This is a genomic window from Streptomyces sp. NPDC045022 (genome assembly GCF_056432605.1).
On record NZ_JBWKIR010000001.1, the window covers coordinates 54,411 to 72,444 of the forward strand.

The 18,034-nt window shown below is 70.9% G+C and carries 14 protein-coding genes and 4 pseudogenes; 2 read left to right on the forward strand and 16 right to left on the reverse strand.

Going from position 1 to position 18,034, the window contains the following annotated elements:
• Positions 1–25: 25 nt before the first annotated feature.
• Genes sbnB through AC07C1_RS00330 form a run of 4 tightly spaced genes read right to left on the reverse strand, consistent with a single transcriptional unit; the run spans position 26 to position 8,010 of the window.
• Positions 26–1,096 carry a 2,3-diaminopropionate biosynthesis protein SbnB gene (gene sbnB, locus AC07C1_RS00315; RefSeq protein ID WP_478935898.1) on the reverse strand — a complete coding sequence of 357 codons (1,071 nt, stop codon included), beginning with the start codon at positions 1,094–1,096 and terminating at the stop codon, positions 26–28.
• Positions 1,093–2,097, reverse strand: a complete 1,005-nt coding sequence (locus AC07C1_RS00320; RefSeq protein WP_478935900.1) for a TauD/TfdA family dioxygenase — start codon at positions 2,095–2,097, stop codon at positions 1,093–1,095. The genes sbnB and AC07C1_RS00320 overlap by 4 nt, the downstream gene beginning before the upstream one ends.
• A 41-nt stretch (positions 2,098–2,138) precedes the next feature.
• A complete protein-coding gene (locus tag AC07C1_RS00325) occupies positions 2,139–5,402 on the reverse strand; it encodes a non-ribosomal peptide synthetase (protein ID WP_478935901.1) in 3,264 nt (1,087 codons plus the stop codon).
• A 13-nt stretch (positions 5,403–5,415) separates the two neighbouring features.
• On the reverse strand, positions 5,416–8,010 hold the full coding sequence (locus tag AC07C1_RS00330; protein ID WP_478935902.1) for a Pls/PosA family non-ribosomal peptide synthetase: 2,595 nt from the start codon (positions 8,008–8,010) through the stop codon (positions 5,416–5,418).
• Positions 8,011–8,627: 617 nt separating this feature from the next.
• Between AC07C1_RS00330 and AC07C1_RS00335 the strand changes: the two are divergent.
• Positions 8,628–8,875 (forward strand): annotated as a pseudogene (locus AC07C1_RS00335) (SpoIIE family protein phosphatase); the annotation flags it as partial.
• Between the two features lie 23 nt (positions 8,876–8,898).
• Here the strand turns inward: AC07C1_RS00335 and AC07C1_RS00340 are convergent.
• From AC07C1_RS00340 to AC07C1_RS00390, 11 genes and pseudogenes are all read right to left on the reverse strand, one after another.
• Complete coding sequence (locus AC07C1_RS00340; protein ID WP_478935903.1) at positions 8,899–9,387, reverse strand: hypothetical protein; 489 nt, start codon at positions 9,385–9,387, stop codon at positions 8,899–8,901.
• A 319-nt stretch (positions 9,388–9,706) separates the two neighbouring features.
• Positions 9,707–10,096 carry a hypothetical protein gene (locus AC07C1_RS00345; protein ID WP_478935904.1) on the reverse strand — a complete coding sequence of 130 codons (390 nt, stop codon included), beginning with the start codon at positions 10,094–10,096 and terminating at the stop codon, positions 9,707–9,709.
• A 294-nt stretch (positions 10,097–10,390) separates the two neighbouring features.
• Positions 10,391–11,107 (reverse strand): SecDF P1 head subdomain-containing protein, encoded by a 717-nt coding sequence (locus AC07C1_RS00350; protein WP_478935906.1) that lies wholly within the window; start codon positions 11,105–11,107, stop codon positions 10,391–10,393.
• A complete protein-coding gene (locus AC07C1_RS00355) occupies positions 11,104–11,655 on the reverse strand; it encodes a SigE family RNA polymerase sigma factor (RefSeq protein ID WP_478935907.1) in 552 nt (183 codons plus the stop codon). Before AC07C1_RS00355 ends, AC07C1_RS00350 begins: the two co-directional genes overlap by 4 nt.
• A gap of 237 nt (positions 11,656–11,892) precedes the next feature.
• A pseudogene (locus tag AC07C1_RS00360) lies at positions 11,893–12,075 on the reverse strand (transposase); the annotation flags it as partial.
• 31 nt (positions 12,076–12,106) lie between these two features.
• Positions 12,107–12,263, reverse strand: a pseudogene (locus AC07C1_RS00365) (DUF6584 family protein); the annotation flags it as partial.
• Between the two features lie 177 nt (positions 12,264–12,440).
• Positions 12,441–14,291, reverse strand: coding sequence for an ABC transporter ATP-binding protein (locus tag AC07C1_RS00370; RefSeq protein ID WP_478935908.1), 1,851 nt, complete (start codon positions 14,289–14,291; stop codon positions 12,441–12,443).
• Positions 14,288–14,725, reverse strand: coding sequence for a lasso peptide biosynthesis B2 protein (locus tag AC07C1_RS00375; protein WP_478935909.1), 438 nt, complete (start codon positions 14,723–14,725; stop codon positions 14,288–14,290). Before AC07C1_RS00375 ends, AC07C1_RS00370 begins: the two co-directional genes overlap by 4 nt.
• On the reverse strand, positions 14,722–14,976 hold the full coding sequence (locus AC07C1_RS00380; protein ID WP_478935910.1) for a lasso peptide biosynthesis PqqD family chaperone: 255 nt from the start codon (positions 14,974–14,976) through the stop codon (positions 14,722–14,724). The genes AC07C1_RS00375 and AC07C1_RS00380 overlap by 4 nt, the downstream gene beginning before the upstream one ends.
• A gap of 30 nt (positions 14,977–15,006) precedes the next feature.
• Positions 15,007–16,857: a lasso peptide isopeptide bond-forming cyclase gene (locus AC07C1_RS00385; RefSeq protein ID WP_478935911.1), complete on the reverse strand. Its 1,851-nt coding sequence runs from the start codon at positions 16,855–16,857 to the stop codon at positions 15,007–15,009.
• Between the two features lie 26 nt (positions 16,858–16,883).
• On the reverse strand, positions 16,884–16,994 hold the full coding sequence (locus tag AC07C1_RS00390; RefSeq protein WP_107047813.1) for a keywimysin-related RiPP: 111 nt from the start codon (positions 16,992–16,994) through the stop codon (positions 16,884–16,886).
• A gap of 599 nt (positions 16,995–17,593) precedes the next feature.
• Between AC07C1_RS00390 and AC07C1_RS00395 the strand changes: the two are divergent.
• A pseudogene (locus AC07C1_RS00395) lies at positions 17,594–17,707 on the forward strand (IS630 family transposase); the annotation flags it as partial.
• Between the two features lie 177 nt (positions 17,708–17,884).
• On the opposite strand, the gene AC07C1_RS00400 reads toward AC07C1_RS00395, so the two are convergent.
• Positions 17,885–18,025: a hypothetical protein gene (locus AC07C1_RS00400; RefSeq protein WP_478935913.1), complete on the reverse strand. Its 141-nt coding sequence runs from the start codon at positions 18,023–18,025 to the stop codon at positions 17,885–17,887.
• Positions 18,026–18,034 lie beyond the last annotated feature (9 nt).

Sequence of the window (18,034 nt, forward strand, 5' to 3'; positions counted from 1 at the left end):
TGGAGCCAGGCAGAGGACAACGGCTTCAGCCGTACCGGCGCAGGTCGTGGAAGAAGTCGTCGATGAGGCGGAGCTGTCCCGCCCGGGCTACTTCGTCGTACACGTACTTGCCGACGGCGAGATCGAGGACACCGAGTCCGAAGGGTGAGAAGATCACCGTCCGGTCGGTCGGCGGTGCGGCCCGACCGAGCATCACGTCATTGAGGGTGCCGTTCAGGAAGTCGCGGTTGCCGGTGCGCTGTTCGGCCAGATGGGGGGATGTGTCGGCTTTCAGACAGTGCTCGACGTCGTCGACGAAGTTGGCCGAGTCGAGCAGGATCTCGGGGGCGAGGTCCCGCAAGGACACGTGCAGGACCAGGGGGTTGTGGGTGAACCAGGCCGGGGTGGTGACGTGGGGCCGGCCGGCGACGGTGGCGAAGACCACGAGGTCGCTGGAGCGGATCAGGCCCTCGGCGCTGTCGTGGACGGTGACCGGTTCGGTGGCACCGGCCTCTCGCAGGTAGCCGCAGAAGCCCTCGGCGCTGCCGGCGGACACGTCGTGCACGCCGATCGCATCGAAGGTCCAGCCCGTGCGGGCCAGAAAGGTGTGGATGTAGCGGGCGATCAGGCCCGTACCGCAGAATCCCACACGACTGGGGCGGGTGCGGCTCCGGCTGAGCCAGTCGGCCGCCAGCGCGGCGGACGCCGCGGTCCTGGTCGCGCTGATGATGGAACTCTCCAGACACGCGAACGGATAGCCCGTCTCGTGGTCGTTGAGGATGAGCACCGCGGAAGCCCGGGGCAGCCCGGTGCTCACGTTCTCCGGAAAGCTGGAGATCCACTTCAGGCCGTCCACGTGGACGGACCCGCCGATCGAGGCCGGCAGCGCGATGATCCGCGCCGTGGGGCGGTCGGGGAAGCGCAGGAAGTACGACGGCGGGTTGACCGAGTCCCCCGCGCCGTGCAGCCGGTAGGTGGTCTCGACCAGCTCCACGAGCTGTTTCTCGGACCCGGTCAGCGCTTTTTGCACCTGCTCACCGGAGATCACCGCGAACGTCGGCGGCGAAGCTCCGTCGGGCACGGCCGCCCGGGCGGTGCTGGACAGCAGATCGGTCATCGCTCGCTCGCCTCCGGGGTCGGGCAGTGGTCGGCCAGGCGTCGGGGCTCACCCATGCCCACCAGTACCTGCCGCTCTCCGGTGAACGGCTCCCTGCTGTGCGCGGTGCGGATGTTGTCCACCAGCATCAGGTCACCGGCCTGCCAGGGCTCACGTCGGGTGTGTGCCTCGTAGGTCGAGTTGAGCAACTGAACGACGTCCTCGCCGATCGGGGTCCCGTCCCCGTAGCGGGTGTTGAAGGGCAGTCCGTCCTCGCCGTATTCGTCCACCAGGTACTCGCGCACCTCCGGGGCCAGCGTCCACTCGTTGAGGAAGGCGATCTGGTTGAACCAGCAGCGTCTGCCCGTGAGCGGGTGCCGCACGACGGCGCTGCGGCGCTGCTCGGTGTACAGGGACCCGTCGGCCCGCCAGGTGAAGTCGATGGCGTGGGCTCGGCAGTAGCGCTCGATCCCGGCGCGGTCGTCCGTGCCGAACGACTCCGCCAGAGACGCCCCGATCTCGTCGTTGTAGGTGCGGGTCAGCAGCCAGCCCTCGCGCTCGAACCGCTGCGTCAGCCCGGTGGGCAGCGCCCGCAGGATCTGTTCCGCGTCGGCCACCGCCGTCGCCCCGCCCTCCTCGGGCGCGGTCAGACACGCGAACAGCATCAGACCGGGCACCTCCTGCGGGTAACTCAGCTCGTGGTGCATGCACATCGGCTGGTTGGCCGGCCAGGTCGTGGAGGAGTACAGCCCCGGGCCATGAGCCTCGCGGGGGGCGAACGCCTCCCGCTCCGTCATGAGAGAACCGGCCAGCCGGGTGAAGACGGCACCGGCCTGCTCCGCGTCCCGCAGGCCGAGACCGCGGACGACCAGCGCCCCGTGCTCGGTGACCTGCGCACGCAGCGCCTCGCGGTACTCCGCGGCCCAGCTCAGGGCGTCACCCGGGGGATCGGCGCGCAGCAGCGCGGGTCTGTCCGGCCGCAGCTCCACGTCGAGCGGTGGTGCCAGGGATGAGAACGACATCTCGGTTTCCTTTCGGTGGCCGGTCTGGAGGTCTGCGAGGCTCAGGAAGAGGCCAGCGGCAGGGCGGCACTCAGGACAGCCTGCGCCGCCTCGGCCGGACGGGTGCGCGGGAAGTAGTGGCCGCCGTCGCCGAGTTCGTGCAGATCCACGTGCTCGGCCAGGAGCAGCCAGTCCCTGTGGCGATGGGCGTAGCCGGCCGTGTGCGGGTCGTCGGCGGCGACGACCACCGTGACCGGCGCCGACAGTTTCACCGGCGGCGGGACATCCAGGGCGGCGCAGAAATAGCGGTGCGCGGACACACAGTCGTGCCGATAGGCGGCACCGATGTGCTCGGCGTGCCGCGCGTTCAGTTCCGCGAGTTCCGTGTAGCCGCTGTCCGCGGTCAGCCGCGCCGCGATCTCGGCGTCGCTTCGGCTCGTCAGCTCCCTGACGGCCGCGCGCCGGTCGGTGGCGTTGCCGAGCAGTTGCGCACCGACGAACACCCGCGTCAGGCACCCGCCTCCCTCCTGGAGCTTCCTGGCTGTCGCAAGGGCCGGCGCGGCACCTGACGAGTGGCCCCACAGCATGACCCGGGTCAGGCCACGCGCGGTGATCTCGGCGGCGACCTGCTCGGCCACCTGCTCGATCGACGCCAACGGCTCCTGGTGCGCGGCCAGGTCGTGACCGGGCAGGTCCACCGCGAGGACCGCCAGGCCGCTGCCTGCCAGCGCGCTCGCCATCGGCTGGTAGTTGACCGCGTTGCCGCCCGCGTAGGGGAAGCACACCAACGCGCACTCCGGCCTACCGCCGGCTTCCGACAGGGGCTGGAGCAGTTCCCCGTGCTGCCGTGCCGTGCCGTCGAGGAGGGCCGCCAGATCGGCGAGCACCGGGTGCCGGGTGATGTCCTTGAGGGACACCGCGCGATCGAGCGCGAGGCTGAGTTTGACCGCCGTCAGGGAGGTGCCCCCGGAGTCGAAGAAGTGGTCCGCCGGGCCGACCTGGTGCTCGGGCATGCCGAGGACCTCGGCCCAGGCCGCCGCCAGCCTCCGTTCGCTCGGGCTGAGCGGTCCGGAACCCTCCCCGCCCGCCGCGCTCCCGCCGGTGGCCGGCGGGGTCCGTTCGGCGAGCGCGGTCAGGGCCTTTCTGTCGGTCTTGCCATTGGCGGTCAGCGGCAGGGCGTCCTGCCAGTGAAAGGCCGAGGGGACCATGTAGGCGGGCAGCGCCTCGCCGAGTGCCTCGCGCAGTACCTCCGGCTGGTGACGCCTGCCGGTGTAGAAAGCGATCAGATGCCTGCTCTCGCCGGCCAGCTCGGCGACGACCACGGCACCGTCGCGCACGCCGTCCACCCGCAGCAGGGAGTTCTCGATCTCGCCGATCTCGATCCGGAAGCCACGGATCTTGACCTGGTTGTCCCGGCGGCCGAGGAACTCCAGCTTGCCGCCGGGGTGCCAGCGGCCCCAGTCGCCACCCAGGTAGAGCCGCTCACCCGGGCGGTACGGGTCGGTCCGGTAGGCCTCACGGGTGCGCTCGGGATCGTTGACGTACCCCCGTCCCACGCAGACGCCCGAGAACGCGATCAGTCCCGGGGCGCCAAGCGGTACCAGCGACAGATGCTCGTCCACGACGTAGACGTGCACGTTGTTCACCGCACGTCCCAGCAGCACGCGGTCGGGCACCCCGTCCATGACCTCGTGGTTGGTGTCGTCCGAAGTCTCCGTCAGCCCATAGGCGTTGAGCAGCCTGACGCCCGGCTGGATCGCGAACCAGCGCTGTACCAGCTCCCGCTTCAACGCCTCACCGGTCACCGACACACACCGCAGGTCCGGCAGGCTCCGGGGATGCTGTTCCAGGTACGAGACCACGACCTCCAGATAGGAGGGCACGACCTGGGCCACGCCGACCCGGCCGCGTACCAGCGTGTCGAGGAACCGCTCCACGTCCACGATCACGTCCTGCTCGACCAGCAAGGTCCGCCCGCCGGCCAGCAGCGCGGACATCAGCTGCCACAGCGAGATGTCGAAGCACTGCGGGGCCGTCTGCGCCACCACGCACCCCTCGCCGATGTCCAGGTCGTCGATCTTGGCGTGGAGATGGTTGAGCATGCCCGCGTGCTCGCACATCGCCCCCTTCGGCTCCCCGGTGGAGCCGGACGTGAAGTAGATGTAGGCCAGCTGGCCGGCGTCCACCCGCACGCCGGGGTCTGCGTCGGCGTGCTGCTCCGCGTACGCCTCGTCGACCAGCAGCTTCTCGACCCCCGGTACCGTGGCCAGCGCCTGGTCGAGGGTGTCGGTGCTGCCCGGTTCGGTCAGGACCAGGCGGCACCCCGCCCGGGACAACGTCGCCGCGATACGGCCGGCCGGGAAGTGCGGCTCGATCGGCAGGTACGCGCCGCCCGCCTTGAACACCGCCAGCGTCGCCGCCAGCCAGTCGAGGTTGCGTTCGGTGACGACGGCGACCACGTCCTCGCGGCCCAGCCCCCGGTCCAGCAGCGCCCGCGCCAACCGGTTCGCGTGCCGGTTCAGCTCCCGGTACGTCCACTGCCGCTCGCCGTGCACCGCCGCCACCGCTTCCGGATGCACCCGCACCCGCTGCTCGAACAGCTCGTGCACCCGGGCGTCGGGCAGCGGCCGGCGGGGCCCGGCCAGCTCTTCCAGCTGCTCACGCATCTCGTCGGCCGACAGCAGGCTCTGCCGCGCGTGGTCGGCGTCCGCGTCGGCCGCCATCAGCCGCAGCGCGGTCAGGTGATAGCCGCCGATCCGGGCCGCGGCCACGCCGTCCAGCACGTCGGTGCGACAGCGCAGCCGCAGCATCAGCCGCCCGCCCCGCTCGGACCAGCGCACCTGCAGTACGCCGTCGTCGACGTGGTCCTCGTCGGCTCCCATGGGGCCGAACACGACCTCGTACGACGGCTCTGTCACCCCCAGCTCCCGCCGTAGCTCCTCCACGGGGAACTCCCGGTGCGCCAGCACCTCGGCCTCGGCGCGCTCGGCGGCCGACACCAGTGCACGCCAGGATCCCGGGGGGACGGCCAGGCGGCACGGCAACGGCTCGCCCCGCACTCCGGTGGTGTAACCCGTCACCACGTCCCGCTCGCCGGACAGCGCGGCCAGCACCTTGGCGTGCGCGGCCAGCAGCAGCGCACTGACCGGCACTCCCCACCGCCGCACCAGTGCGCGCACCGCGTCCGTCACGTCGTCCGGGACCGAGATCTCGTGCTCAGCCGCTCCCGGAACGGGGTCCCGAGCCCACCGTGGCACAGCGGTGACACCACCGGCGGCCAGCATGCGGTTCCAGTACTCCCGGTCCGTTTCCACGCGCGTTCCCATCGAATGGCCTTCCTCAACTCACGGTCGCCGCGGGGGCGTCGGCGGAGAACGGTGGCACTGCCCGGGCGATGCCGCGGTCGTGCCCGGAGACATCCGGCAGGTCCGCGGCCGGATTGCCGCCCCACCGTGCGTACGGCGGGACTTCCTCGCCTTTCATGAGGAAGGAGTCGGGTGCCAGCACCGAGCCGTCGCCCATGGTGACGCCGTAGTGCACATGCGCGCCGACGCCCAGCGTGCAGCCCGCGCCGAGCGTGATGCCGTCGGACTTGAAGGTGCCGTCCTCCTGCGAGTGGCACTGGATCTTGCTCCCGGCGTTGAGGGTGCACTCGTCGCCGATGGTGGCCAGGGTCCGGTCGGTCAGGTAACAGCCGTCGTCGAACACCCTGCTGCCGATGCGCACGCCCAGCATCCGCCAGACGAGGCTCTTGAAGGGGGTTCCGTTGAAGACATTGAGGTAATGGTCCGGAACCTTCCACAGGCGCTCCTGCAACCAGAAGGTGCGGTCGTAGATGGAGCACAGCTGGGGCCGCAGTCTGCGGAACGACATCAGGCAGCGTTCCACCAGGATGTAGTACACGGTGGAGAGCACGAGCGTAAGGGCCAGATATACGGCGATCACCACGTGGCCGACCACGCCGTACAGGTCCACGGAGGCGAGAGCGAGCAGTGTGAGCAGGAATACGTGCAGCCAGCGCACGAACAGCATCCAAGCCATCGAGCGCAGGTTGTAACGGTTCTTGTCGGCGAGACGACGGCGGAGGGCGTCCCCCGTCCGGAGATGGTCGAACCGTGCGTCACGGTCCACCGACCGCGGAATCTCGAAGCACGGAGAACCCAGGAGTCCCACTCCTTCGCGCACCTCGCCGTCGAGGGGAATCATCACCTTGGTCGCGAGGAGGCAGTTGTCACCTGTTCTGCCGCCCGCGGGATAGGCGATGTTGTTTCCCAGGAAGTTGCGCGTCCCGATCGACACCCGGGAGAGCCGGAAAGACGTACTGGAGAAGTCCGCATTCATCACGGAGAGCCCGTCGGCCACCATCGTTCCGCTGCCGACGGAGACCAGAAAGGGCGTCTCGTGCTGCACTTCGGTGCCGAAGTTGGATCCGGTCTGCTCGACCTGTGACAAGTCGTAGCCGAGTCCGCGGAGATAATGCACGATGTAGGAGCTGTCGCCGAAGAGCCAGGTGAAGAACTTGATGTTCGTCATGCGGGCTGCCGCCCGGTGTGCCGCGTACTGGAATCCGTAGAGCGGATAGACCCGGTCGGGCCTGACGACCAGGCTCAGCAGACGCGGAACGGTGTACAGGGTGATCAGACCCCCGACGACGAAGCCGAGGAAGAGGACGAGGGATACGGCCAGCGCGTCGGAGATCAGCTCCGGCCGCGACAACGATGCGGTCTGCGGATCGAGTCGCTTGCCGATCGCCGGTACCTCGGTGAACAGCATGTACATCCCGCCGACAGCGAGCGGAACGTAGAGGAAGACCAACTGCAGCAGCGTGACGAGGCCGAACCAGGCCCGGCGCGCGGTGCCGCAGCCGGCCGGCGCGATCCGTACGTGGTCGATGTGCGTGGGCTCCGCCGGTGAGCCGTGCCAGTGCTCACCGTCCGGGACCGCCTGGCCGCTGTGCAGCGCGGAGGAATGGCCGAGCTGCGCGCCGTCGCCCATCGAGGTGTCGATGTCCAGGACGGTCTTCTCGCCGATGAACACGTCCTGGCCGAGCGTGATCCGGCCGGTCTGGATGCGGCCCGCGTGGGCCCGGTAGCCGAGGAAGAACGAGTCCTTGCGGATCACCGTACCGGCGCCGACCGTCAGCAGGTCGGTACAGACCGGGATGGTGTGGGAGAGGATCGTGACTCCCTTGCCGATCCGCGCGCCGAGGGCGCGGAGATACAGCACGTACAGCGGAGTTCCGACGAGGAACACCATCGGATTCGCGTGGAGCAGTACCTTGACGAGCCAGAAGCGCAGATATGCCGGGCCCCAGACGGGGAACTCGCCCGGTTTCCAGCGGCCGACTAGGAGCCATTTGGCGATGACCGGGAAGACGCACAGAGCGATGAACCCGATGCCTCCGAAGAGAAGCGACCGCAGATAGATATCGGCCACGCCCGAACCGGTGGCGATCCACTCGTATCCTCCGGCCGTGACGAACCCGGAGACGAATGAGTACCCCAGGAAGATCAGCAACTGGATGGTGCCGCACAGCACATGGCTGAGCCGGCCGGTGCGTGACACCGGGGCCGACGGCGTCGTGGTTGCCGGCGCCGACGGGGAGAGCGTTGTATCGACCGGAGCGGGAGCGGTGTCCGCGAGAGCTGCCGCCAGGCTGCGGATGGTGGGGTTCCGGTAGATGTCCCTCATGGAGGGAGACGGCAGATCCGGAATTTTCCTCACCCGTGCGCAGAACTGGGCCATGACCAGGGAGTTCGCGCCGAGATCGTCGAAGAAGTGACCCTCTACCGGAACGTGCTCGGCACACACGACGCCGGCCAGCGCTTCCGCGAGTTTTCTCTCGGTCTCCGTCTCGGCGGGCCCGGTGCCGCTCATGGTGACGGCAGGGTCGTCCGGCCTGGATATAGAGGCCTTGGAGGACTGCTCCACCATGCGATCTCCTGGGGGCGTATGGATCGGAAGTTCGAAACGTTTTCTTTCCTGATCACTAACTGGCAGCTTTAGTTTGGCCAGGCCACCGCCAGGTTGCCACTTCGGATCGGCGGCCAGGATCGCGGGAAAATGCTCGTTGGGTCCGTATTCCTGGCCTTCCGCGCGGGGCGGGGCCTCGCCAGGGATCACCCGAACGGCGGGGGAGCGGTACGGCCACACAGTGCCCCCGCGGGTTGCCATGGGCTTTCGTCGCCGGCCCGGGGGCGATCCATCGCATCGCCGTCGCCGACGACCCGGACCTGGAGTCGGAGTGCCCGAACGAGCTGCCCCACCACGCACCACGCACCACGCACCGCGCCACTACGGCTGTCGCCGACATCGACCTGCTGCCCGGCCCGCGTCATGACGCCACGGGCCGGATCACGCATCGGCGGCGAGTGGGATGCCGGCGCTGCGGCCGGGCCGGGGCTTGCCGGAAGGGCGCCTGGGGCGGGCACGCGGTGGGCAGGAGCAGGTGCGGACCGTGCTCGTAACGCTCTGGAGCGAGCCGAAGGGCCTGGTCCTTGCTCAGGAACCCGCAACGGCGCACTGGAGGCGGCCTGGCGGTACCCGCCGGCGGAGGCGGGTGGTTCGACGTCATTCCGCTGCCGGGCGCTCGAGGCGCGCTGGTGATGGGCGACGTCGTCGGTCACGGGTTGCACACGGCGGCGATGACCGGGCCACTGCGCACCGCCGTGCGGGACTTCTCCACGCCACGAGGAGAGCGGGTGACGGAGCGATGCGTCTGTACGCGGTCCACGACCCGGTGACGGGAGCGTGCACGACGGCCCGCGCCGGGCACGCCGACCCGGTGGTGCGGAGTCCGGGCAACGACCGCTCGGCCGGCGGTCAGTAGCGCAGGGCGGTGCCGACGACTGCCTTTACTTCGCCGTTCAGCTTGCGGTTGCTGCGGGCGGTGCCCTCGCCCGAGGAACCGGCGGCCACATCCTTGAGTGTCACCACGACCACGTCCTGCAGATTGCCGCCCTTGTCCGTGAAATTGACCTGGACGGCGAAGGACTTGGCGGAGCCGGCGGTGTTCTTGGCGGTCACCTTCACCGTGGCCCGGCCGTCGCTGCCGACGGCGGCGGTGCCGAGCATCACCTCGTTCTTGGCGTTCACCCCGCCCTTGGCCTCGTCGAGCTTGCGCTTCGCCTCCGCCGTGGCCGAGGAGAGCGCGTCGGTTCCCCGGGAGGCGAGGGAGGACGCGGCGGAGGCGGCCGCCGAAGCCGCCTTGCTGGCCTCGCCGGACGGATTGCCGGAGCCGTCGGAGCACCCGGCCGCCGCGACCACGGCCAGCACCGCGCCCGCCGCCCCTCGTGTCCAGTGACTTGCCATGCCGTGCCTCCTGTGACGCGCAAGGACCGTTCCTCTCAGTGGAGACTGCGTGGCCCCGCCCCGCACACCGGGTGAGACACCCGGGCTCCGCGGCCACCCGAACGGCCCCGTCGACGTCCGCGAACGGGTGCTCGGCAGCCGGTGCCGGCCGGAGCGGCCCCGCGGGGGCGTCCGCATGCCCGCCCCCGCGTCGGTAGGCGGCCGGAAGAGACCAGCCGGCTGGGGAAGTGTTTCCTGGCCGGCCCGCACGAGCTGGAACACCCGGTGTGGGCCGAACTGCCGGCTGCTCACGCGCACCGTGGGTGCGCGCCGAGAGGCCCTATGGATGCCCGGGGTGTCCGCCGGGTTGCGGGACGGACGGCGGGGCCGGCGGTGGGGCGGTGTGCGGGGTCGCGTACGGACGCGGGTCACCCGGCTCGGCTGCTGGCCCGGAGGCCTGCCGGGGGACCGGGCTCGGGGCCGGGGCGGCGGCGCGGCCAGTGACCGGGAAACGGGCGCGGGGCGGCCACACGGCGCTGTCGAGGAGGCCGATGACGTACGCGCGGGCCACGAGCGCGGGCCGGGTGCCGGCGGCGAGCTTCCGGCGCAGTCGGCCGATGTGGTGGTCAAGGCCCTGGCGGCTGAGGTGAAGGGCGCGGCGCGCCTGGCGGGTGGTCGGCGATCGCCCGCGTCCGGAGGGCTTCGCGGCGGAGATGCCCGACTGGCTCAAGCCCGCTGCTCAGACGAAGCCGCTTCCGTCCGCCCTCTCGGCAAGGGCGGCTTCGGTGAAGTAGCCGTCAGGGTCGGTCTCGGTTCTGGCGGCGCGGGCGGTGAAATCGGTACGTCATGACGGGGTTCTATCAGCGTCTCCAGCTGACCGCGGCCCACACCGGGACTCCCCTGGGGTGGATCGGGTCGTCAACGCTGGAGCGGGAGTCGGCTTAGGCGCCGGGAGGCTCGCCCGGGGGAGTCCTGGGATGTATGACGTGCACCGGCTATCGGTGCACGTCACAGCGAGTGCGGGTCACCTGTCGGTATTCAGCCGGAGGGCGAGGTCGTGGGCGGTGGCGCTGGTGAGGTCCCCGACGAAGGGCCCGACGATTTCGAGACGGCCGCCGGTGATCGAGGAGGTCACGGCAGGGGTGCCCCAGAGCTTGCCGTCGATGACGATGGCGAACTCGTTGTGCGGGGCCGGGGCCGCGGCGATGGAGCCGGTGAGGGCGGCGAAACGGGCCCGGTCGGCGGAGTTGAGGGTCACCTCGACCTGCCAGGTGCCGTCGGTGCTGCTTCTGCCGGCCTTCGCGGAGGTGACATGGACGTCGGTCATGCCCCTGGCCCGGTCGGCGTGGACGCAGAACGCCGAGTGGGTCGCGCTCGCGTGCACGGTGTAGCCGCCGCTGCCCTGGGTGCAGGCGCGCTCCGTGGACGAGGTGACCGGGAGGAGGGAGATCAGGGCCGCCTTCTCGGTGTTCCCAGTGCCCCCTGCGGCAGGCTGAACCACGTGCGCGTGCTGGGTCACGCCGTCCGCGACGGCCACCCAGGCGGTGGCGACCACGGCGGCGGCGGCGATGCCGACCCCGGCGCGGGCCAGCCGCTGCCGTCGCCGGGCGACCTGCAACGCGCCGTCGGCCAGGCCGACCAGATAGGCACCGGCGGCATTACCGCCGCTCTCCCGGACATGGGCGTGCAGGGCATCGTGCAGAGCCGTTTCGGGCAGCGGGTGTTCGGTCGAGTCGTTCATACGATGACGCCCCTTCCGGAGGCAGTGCAGGAGGAGGCGGCCGACGGTCCTGGCTCGGCCAGGGCGGTGCGGAGGGAGGTGAGGGCCTTGTGGGTCTGGCTGCGGACCGTCCCCTGGGCGACGCCCAGAATCGCGGCGATCTCGGTGTCCGGCCGGTCCTCGAAGTAGCGCAGCACGATCACCGCGCGCTGGCGCTTGGGCAGCCGCCGCAGCGCGGCCATGATGTCCTGCCGCTGGACCACGGTGTCGGCCCAGTCGGCCACCTGCGCGGACGGCTGGTCCGGCAGGGTGTCGGTGACCGTCTCCCGTCCCCAGCTGAGTAGTCGGAAGCGGTCCACGTGGGCGTGGTAGATCGCCCGGCGCACATAGATCTCCGGCTGCTGCCGGTCGCGCAGCTGCGACCAACGCCGAGCGGTGGAGGCAAGCGCGGTCTGGAGCAGGTCACGGCCCTGCTCCCAGTCCCCGGTCAGCAGGTAGGCCGTGTGCAGCAGCGATCTCGACCGCGCCGCCACGAATTCGCGGAACTGGCGTTCCTCGTCGGCGTTCAATGTGCCCTCCCTCGTTCCCTCGTAAAGACGGGTGCGGAAGGGGGTTCGACTGCCCCGCCGGTCGGACTTTCTCGACACGACGCTGTGAGGCATCTCGCGCGGAGCGTCATGGCGGTTCATGCGGCCTCGACCAGGACACCGTTCCCGAGCCTGGCGCCTGTCCGGACCAGCGGCACCGGGTGGGCTTCAGTGTGATCATCCTCCAGCGGGCCTGGGCGGGCCCGACGAACTCGAAAACCTCTGATGCCTCGCGGCGGGGAACACCTCGGCCAGGGCCTTCCCCAATCCCGTCGCGCCGTCGCCGACGACCAGTTCGGGATCGCGCATGCCGCGTCGGCGGCAGCCGCGCAGCAGGTCGGCCCACGACTCGGTGGACTCGCGCAGCACCTCGGCCGGCCCGATCAACTCTTTGGTGCCATCGATGGCGAGGAACGCCCATGCCCCGCGGAGCTGTACGGCATCTCGCCTCGAAGGCGGAGGTGTCAGCTGCGTCCCGGTCCTGCTCGAGGTACATCCCGCGGCCTGCTTCTGCAGGCTCTCCGTACAGGCGGTACACCTCGGCCAAGCGCCGGCGAAGCCTCAGGGCCGTCCGGGAAGGACGACACCAGCACTTACGGGACAGCCCTCAGGGTGAGCATGACAGGGGCGCCTGCCGGGCATCTGCCCTTTGGTCAGGCGCCCCCACTGTTGACCGGCAGGAACGCAACTCATGGCGGCGACCGTTGGGCCGTCGGCCCGTGCATGGCCCTGATCCTGGTCGGCTGACATCCGGGAACGCCGCGGTGTCAACCGGCCGTCCCCGCTCCGGCGCCGCGGGGCTCCCCGCCCGGCCGGAGCATCTGGCTGGCGGCCAGTTCGCGGTAGAGGGCGTTGTCGGCCAGCAACTCCTCGTGGCGTCCGCCGGCGGCGGTGCGGCCGTCGTGCAGGACGATGATGTGGTCGGCGTGCTGCACGGTGGACAGGCGGTGGGCGACAACCAGCAGGGCGCACTCCCGGGCGACGTCTTTCATGACGGTGGTGAGCGCCGATTCATTGATCGCGTCGAGGTGGGAGGTGGGCTCGTCCAGCAGGAGCAACGCGGGGCGGGCCAGCAACGCGCGGGCGAGGGCGATGCGTTGCCGTTCGCCGCCGGAGAGGGTGCTGCCGCGTTCACCGATGACGGCGCTCAGGCCGCCGGGCAGCCGGTCGACGACTTCTTCGAGTCGGGCAAGTTCCGTGACGCGCCGAATCTCCGCTTCCGTGGCGTCGGGCACGGCGTAGGCGATGTTGTCGCGCAGGGTGCCGTGGACGACGTGAGTGTTCTGGTCGACGACCGCGATGCGCCGGCGGCATGCGTCAACGGTGAGTTCGGTCGCAGGCCGTCCGTCGAAGAGCACGTGGCCCGCGTCCGGCTCGTAGAACCTCGCCACCAGCGCGAACACCGTGCTCTTGCCGGCTCCGGACCGCCCCACCAGGGCGACGTGCTGCCGGTGCTCGACGGCGAACGAGACGTCGCGGAGGACCGGCCTGCCCGGGGCGTAGCCGAAGCGGACGTCGCGCAGGGCGAGGGCGGGCTGCGCGGGGGTTGTGGGCGGCACGGCCGGCCGGGGGGTGTGCGTGCGGACTCCCGTGATCCGCGGTGGGGTGGGCTCGACAGGTAGACGGAGCGCCTCGTCGATGCGCTGGTAGGCGCCCATCCCGCGTTGGATGAGGCCCACGGCACGGAAGACGGAGGACAGCGGCAGGACGAGGTACGAGGCGTACAGCAGGAAGGCGACGAGGTCGCCGAGGGAGCCGGCCCGGCCGTTGACGCGCAGGCCGCCGACGACCAGGACGATGAGGAAGGAACCCTGAACGGCGAGTTCGACAGCGGGGCTCATGACAGAAGCCAGCTTCGCGGTGCGTACCCCCGCGCCGTAGGCCGCCTCGACGCGTGCGCCGATGCAAGCCGCCTCGCGTTCCTCGGCGCGGTGCACCCGGACCATCGGCAGGGCACCGAGGGCGCGTTCCAGGTCGGCGGCGATGGCACCGACCGAGTCCTGCATCTGTTCGGACGCGCCTCTGATGCCGGTGAGTAGCGAGGCCACGACCAGGGCCGCCGCGGCCACGGTGACGGCGACCAGGAGCAGCAGCAGGGGGTCGAGCCACGCCATGATGACGATCGCCCCGGCGGCGACAAGGCTTCCCGTCACCAGATCGACGAGGGCCTGCGACACGACCTCCCGGAGCAGGGTGGTGTCGGCCGTCACCCGGGAGATGAGGTCGCCGCCCCGGTGGCGTTCGTACTCCCTCATCTCCAGCCGGAGCAGCCGCCCCACCAGCCCGTGTCTGAGCTGCCGTACGACACCTTCTCCCATCCGTTCCAGAAGGAAGCGTCCCGCGGCTCCCGTCACCGCTTCGGTGAGGAACAGTGCGCAGAGGAGTGCCAGCAGCGGCCAGACGACCTGCCCGCGGCCGCTCGCGTCCACGACGTGCTTGGCGACGAGCGGCTGGGCCAGTCCCAGGGCGGAGCCCACGAGGGTCAGTACCGTGGCGACCGCGACGGCGCTCCGGTGCCCGGCGGTGAGCCGGTACATCGTGGCCACCGCCGCCCGGGTGGACTTGTCACCCTCGGCGACCGCGCCCCGGCCGCCGTTCGGAACCGTCGTGCCGGTCATCGGGCGGTCGACCGTGGCAGCGGGTCGACGGCCACGAGCCGGGCGAAGTAGCCGTCCGGCACACCCTCGCCGACGGGACGGCCCTCCGCCTCGATCCAGGCGTGCGCGGTGAAGGGCGGGACGACGCGTACGCCGGTGCACCAGGTCGGCCATGTTCCGCCGAGCCGGCACACCAGTGCCGCCCCCAGAGAGCGTGGCAGGCACCCCTTCGGTCCGGCGCAGCGCAGGCTGGCGGCGCACATGGCGTCGCGCGCGTTCTGGGCCTGCGCGGCGGTGGCGGGCGCGGCACCGCGCCGCAGGATGCCGAGTACGGTGCGGATGCGGCGGGGCGGCAGAAGAGCGAGGACGACGGCGGGGAGCAGGACGAGGCGGGCGGCCAGGCGCCGGGCCACAGGAACACCGGCGGGTCGTTCCAGCGCGCTGGGCGTCGTCATGAGGCGAGCCCCGAGCTCCGCAACTCCCGTACGAGCGTCCCGACGTCCCGCACGGCCTGCGCCTGGTCGATGTCGAACTCCCGGACCAGGGCGGCGGCCGCGTCCGACTCCTCGCCGCCGTCGAGCAGCGTCCGCACGACCAGAGTGGCGGTCGGATTCAACTCCCAGTAGGTGCCGGCCCGTTCGTCCAGCAGTACCGTGCCGTAGTCGGTCTCGGCCGTGGAGACATTGTCACCGAACCGCAGGGGCATGTGGGGGGCCTTTCTGACGTGGGGACGTGGTCAGGGGTGCGGGACATGGGTGCGGCTGCGGGCGAGTCCCCGCAGCCACACCTCCGCGGCGATCGTGGAGTAGAGGATGGCGTCGGACAGCCCCGGAGAGGCGGGCCTCCGGGCGAGGCGGCGGAGTTCGGCGCCGTCCACCAGGCCCAGCGCCTCCAGCCGCGAGTCCTCCCACAGGGCCAGCAGGTCGGCGCGGTGTTCCCGCAGTCCGTTGGAGGCGTCCATGGAGGCCGTGGCCTTGTTGGCCCGCCGCAGGCAGGCCTCGGGCACGATCCCGCGCATCGCGGCGCTCAGGACGGGCTTGTACGCCCAGGGCGTGACGCGCTCGCTCGGGCGTACGGCGAGACACGCCTCGATGACGCGGTCGTCGAGGAAGGGAGAAGCCATCGGCAGGCCGGCGCGGGCTGCCATCCGGTCCCACTGCCGGACGACGCGGGTGCACGAGCGGATCTGTTCCAGGTCGGTGTGCAGACCACGGTCCGGATGCAGTGGCGAGATGGTCTCCGAGGCCGAAAGCAGTGCCTGACGGGCCATCCGTTCGGCGTCGGGAGTCACCCAGTCGAACAGGCGCGGGGCCATGCCCCAGCCGAGACCCGTCGCGACCGACGGGGCCAACGGGCCACGCAGTCGGCCGGCGGCGTCGGCGAGCCATTTCCCGTACGGCCGGGAGTCGGCGAGAGCGCGGACCGTGCCGGCGAGCGGCCACTGCCACAGTGCCCGGAACCCGCGCAACTGGCGCAGGGCGAAGAGCGGACGGCCGCGCAGCAGCCGGTGGTAGTACGCCTCTGAGCACCATGCCACGTGGTCGCCGCCGATGCCGGTCAGGTGCAACCGGCTGCCGCGTGAGGCGAGGCCGGGCAGATGATGCAGGACCCGGGAGCGGTCCATGACGCCGATGGTGGGCTCGTCGAGGAGGTCGTCGATGGCGAGCAGGTCCTCGTAGACCAGCGGCGACGCGTCGGCGTCCCAGACCACGTGCTCGACGTCCGGGAGGTGGCCCATCGCCCGCTCCGCCCAGTACAGGTCGGTGTCCGCCGGATCGCGTCCCGGCCATGTACTGGCCACCACGCGGGCGGGGGAGCGGTCGGCCAGGAAGCAGACGGAGGTGGAGTCCAGGCCGCCGGACAGGTCGCAGCTCACCACGCCGCCCTGCCGGGTGCGCGCGCCGACGGCCTCCTCCAGCGCGGTCCGGATCTGCGGCGCCGCTTCGGCGAGCGGCCGGACCGGCTCCGGCGGTGTCCACCACCGGGTATGCCGTACGGTGCGCCCGTCCGCGGCGACAATCACGGCGTCCTGTGGAGGAACGGCGGTGACCGCGCGCCACAGAGACGTCTCGAACAGCGGATACGGGGCGGGCCACAGCAGCCTTACGGCCAGCTCTTCCACGTCGGGGTCGAGGCCCAGGACGGCGGCGAGCGTGTCGGCACGGGTGGCGGCCACCCGTACGCCGTCCGTCTCCGCGTGGAAGACCAGTCGCAGGCCGGAGGCGGTGCCCTGAACCCTGATCTGTCCGTCGAGGGCGCCGACGAGGTGGAAACTGCCGGGGAGGGAGCGGGCCAGGGCGTCGAGCTCCGCGAGATCGCGCAACCGTGCGGCCCGCCGCCGCAGTTCACCGGCGTCGATGGGGCAGCAGCCGACGACGGCGACGGCGGCACCGCCGGCGGTCGCCATGACCATTTCGTCGTCGTGCCAGCGGCCGACCAGCCAGGGCCGGCCCGACGCATGCGCGAGGATCCGGCTTCCGGGGCGGGCGAAGGAGCGGGCCACGGCGGCCGCGTCCGCACGGTCGGTGAAGACCGCGAAGTGCGCGTCGCCGGGGCCCGTCCCCGGACTTTCGTGCAGTTCAGTCATGACGTCGGGTCAAGGACCGTCGGTCGTCAGTTCTTGCTCAGGATCAGCCGGTCGTTGCCGGAGCGCTGAAGGAGCCCCGTTTCCTTCCGGAAGGTGCCGAGCCGGACGAGCGTCGGTGCCTCGTATGCCTTCTTCATGACTACTCCTCACGTGCGGTTTCCCGACCGCTTCCCTGACCGACGACCCGGCACTGCCCGTGTGCCGTCGGTCTGCCCAGGGTTCATCGGGAACCCGGGCCGAAAGTGGGCGCATCACCCAGCTAGCTGCAGAACGTGAGCCGGTGGCAAGGGCGCTCATAAAAGTCGCATAATATGTGAAAGTTGAAACGCCCGGAATGCGTGCACCTCGCCTGGTGGTTGTGTTGACACTGCATTGTCGTGCGGCTCGGGGGTGCGCTTGGTGGATGAAACGATATGGGCTGTGTCCTTGCAGCTACCTGCCGCTCCTCCGGACGCGCCTGACGACAGCCATGGGCGAGCGCCGCCGGGCGCACTCCGCGCCCGTGGACACGCGCCCCTTCCTGGCGCTCCACTCCAAGCGTTCACCAGATGTCTCACCGACGGCCGAGTGCAGGCGAAGCCGCCGGGCCGTGCCGGAACGGACGCACGGCCCCGCCGGACATGAACGGACGGGGTCGGTCCTGACGTCTTGGCCACCAAGCCACACCGCGTTCCCGCACCTCTGGAGATCTTTGAGGGGGCGGGTTACGCGGGGGTGTGGCGGCTGTCGTGGGCCGCGCTGTGCGGCCCGGCGGTTCAGGGTGACGGGTAGGTCGGCGAGCCGCCGGCGTCGGGCGTTGGCTTCGGGCGGTCGGCAGGCCCTGGCCTCCAAGGGCCCCGGCGATGCCCGCTCGACCGCGCTTTCCGCAGGCGGTGTCAGAGGCCGGCCGGGCTGGACCTGCTGCTGCACGGCACCAGCTGGAGCGTGCAGATTCCCGGCTGGGCGATGCGCCTCTCGGCCGGGGTGAGCGGCGTGGTCGGGGCGGGGCGGTCATGGTGGTCTTCCTCGTCGGTATCGGTCAGTGGCTCTACATCGGGCGCAGGCGCACGGGGACGGAGGTGTGTCCGTTGCTGATGAGGCTCGGCAGCCTCTTCGGCGCGGTTCGCTCCGTGGCGAGTTGGGCGTCGGGGAAGCGTTCGAAGAGCAGGCGCAGCGCGTGCCGGAGCATCGAGGTTCT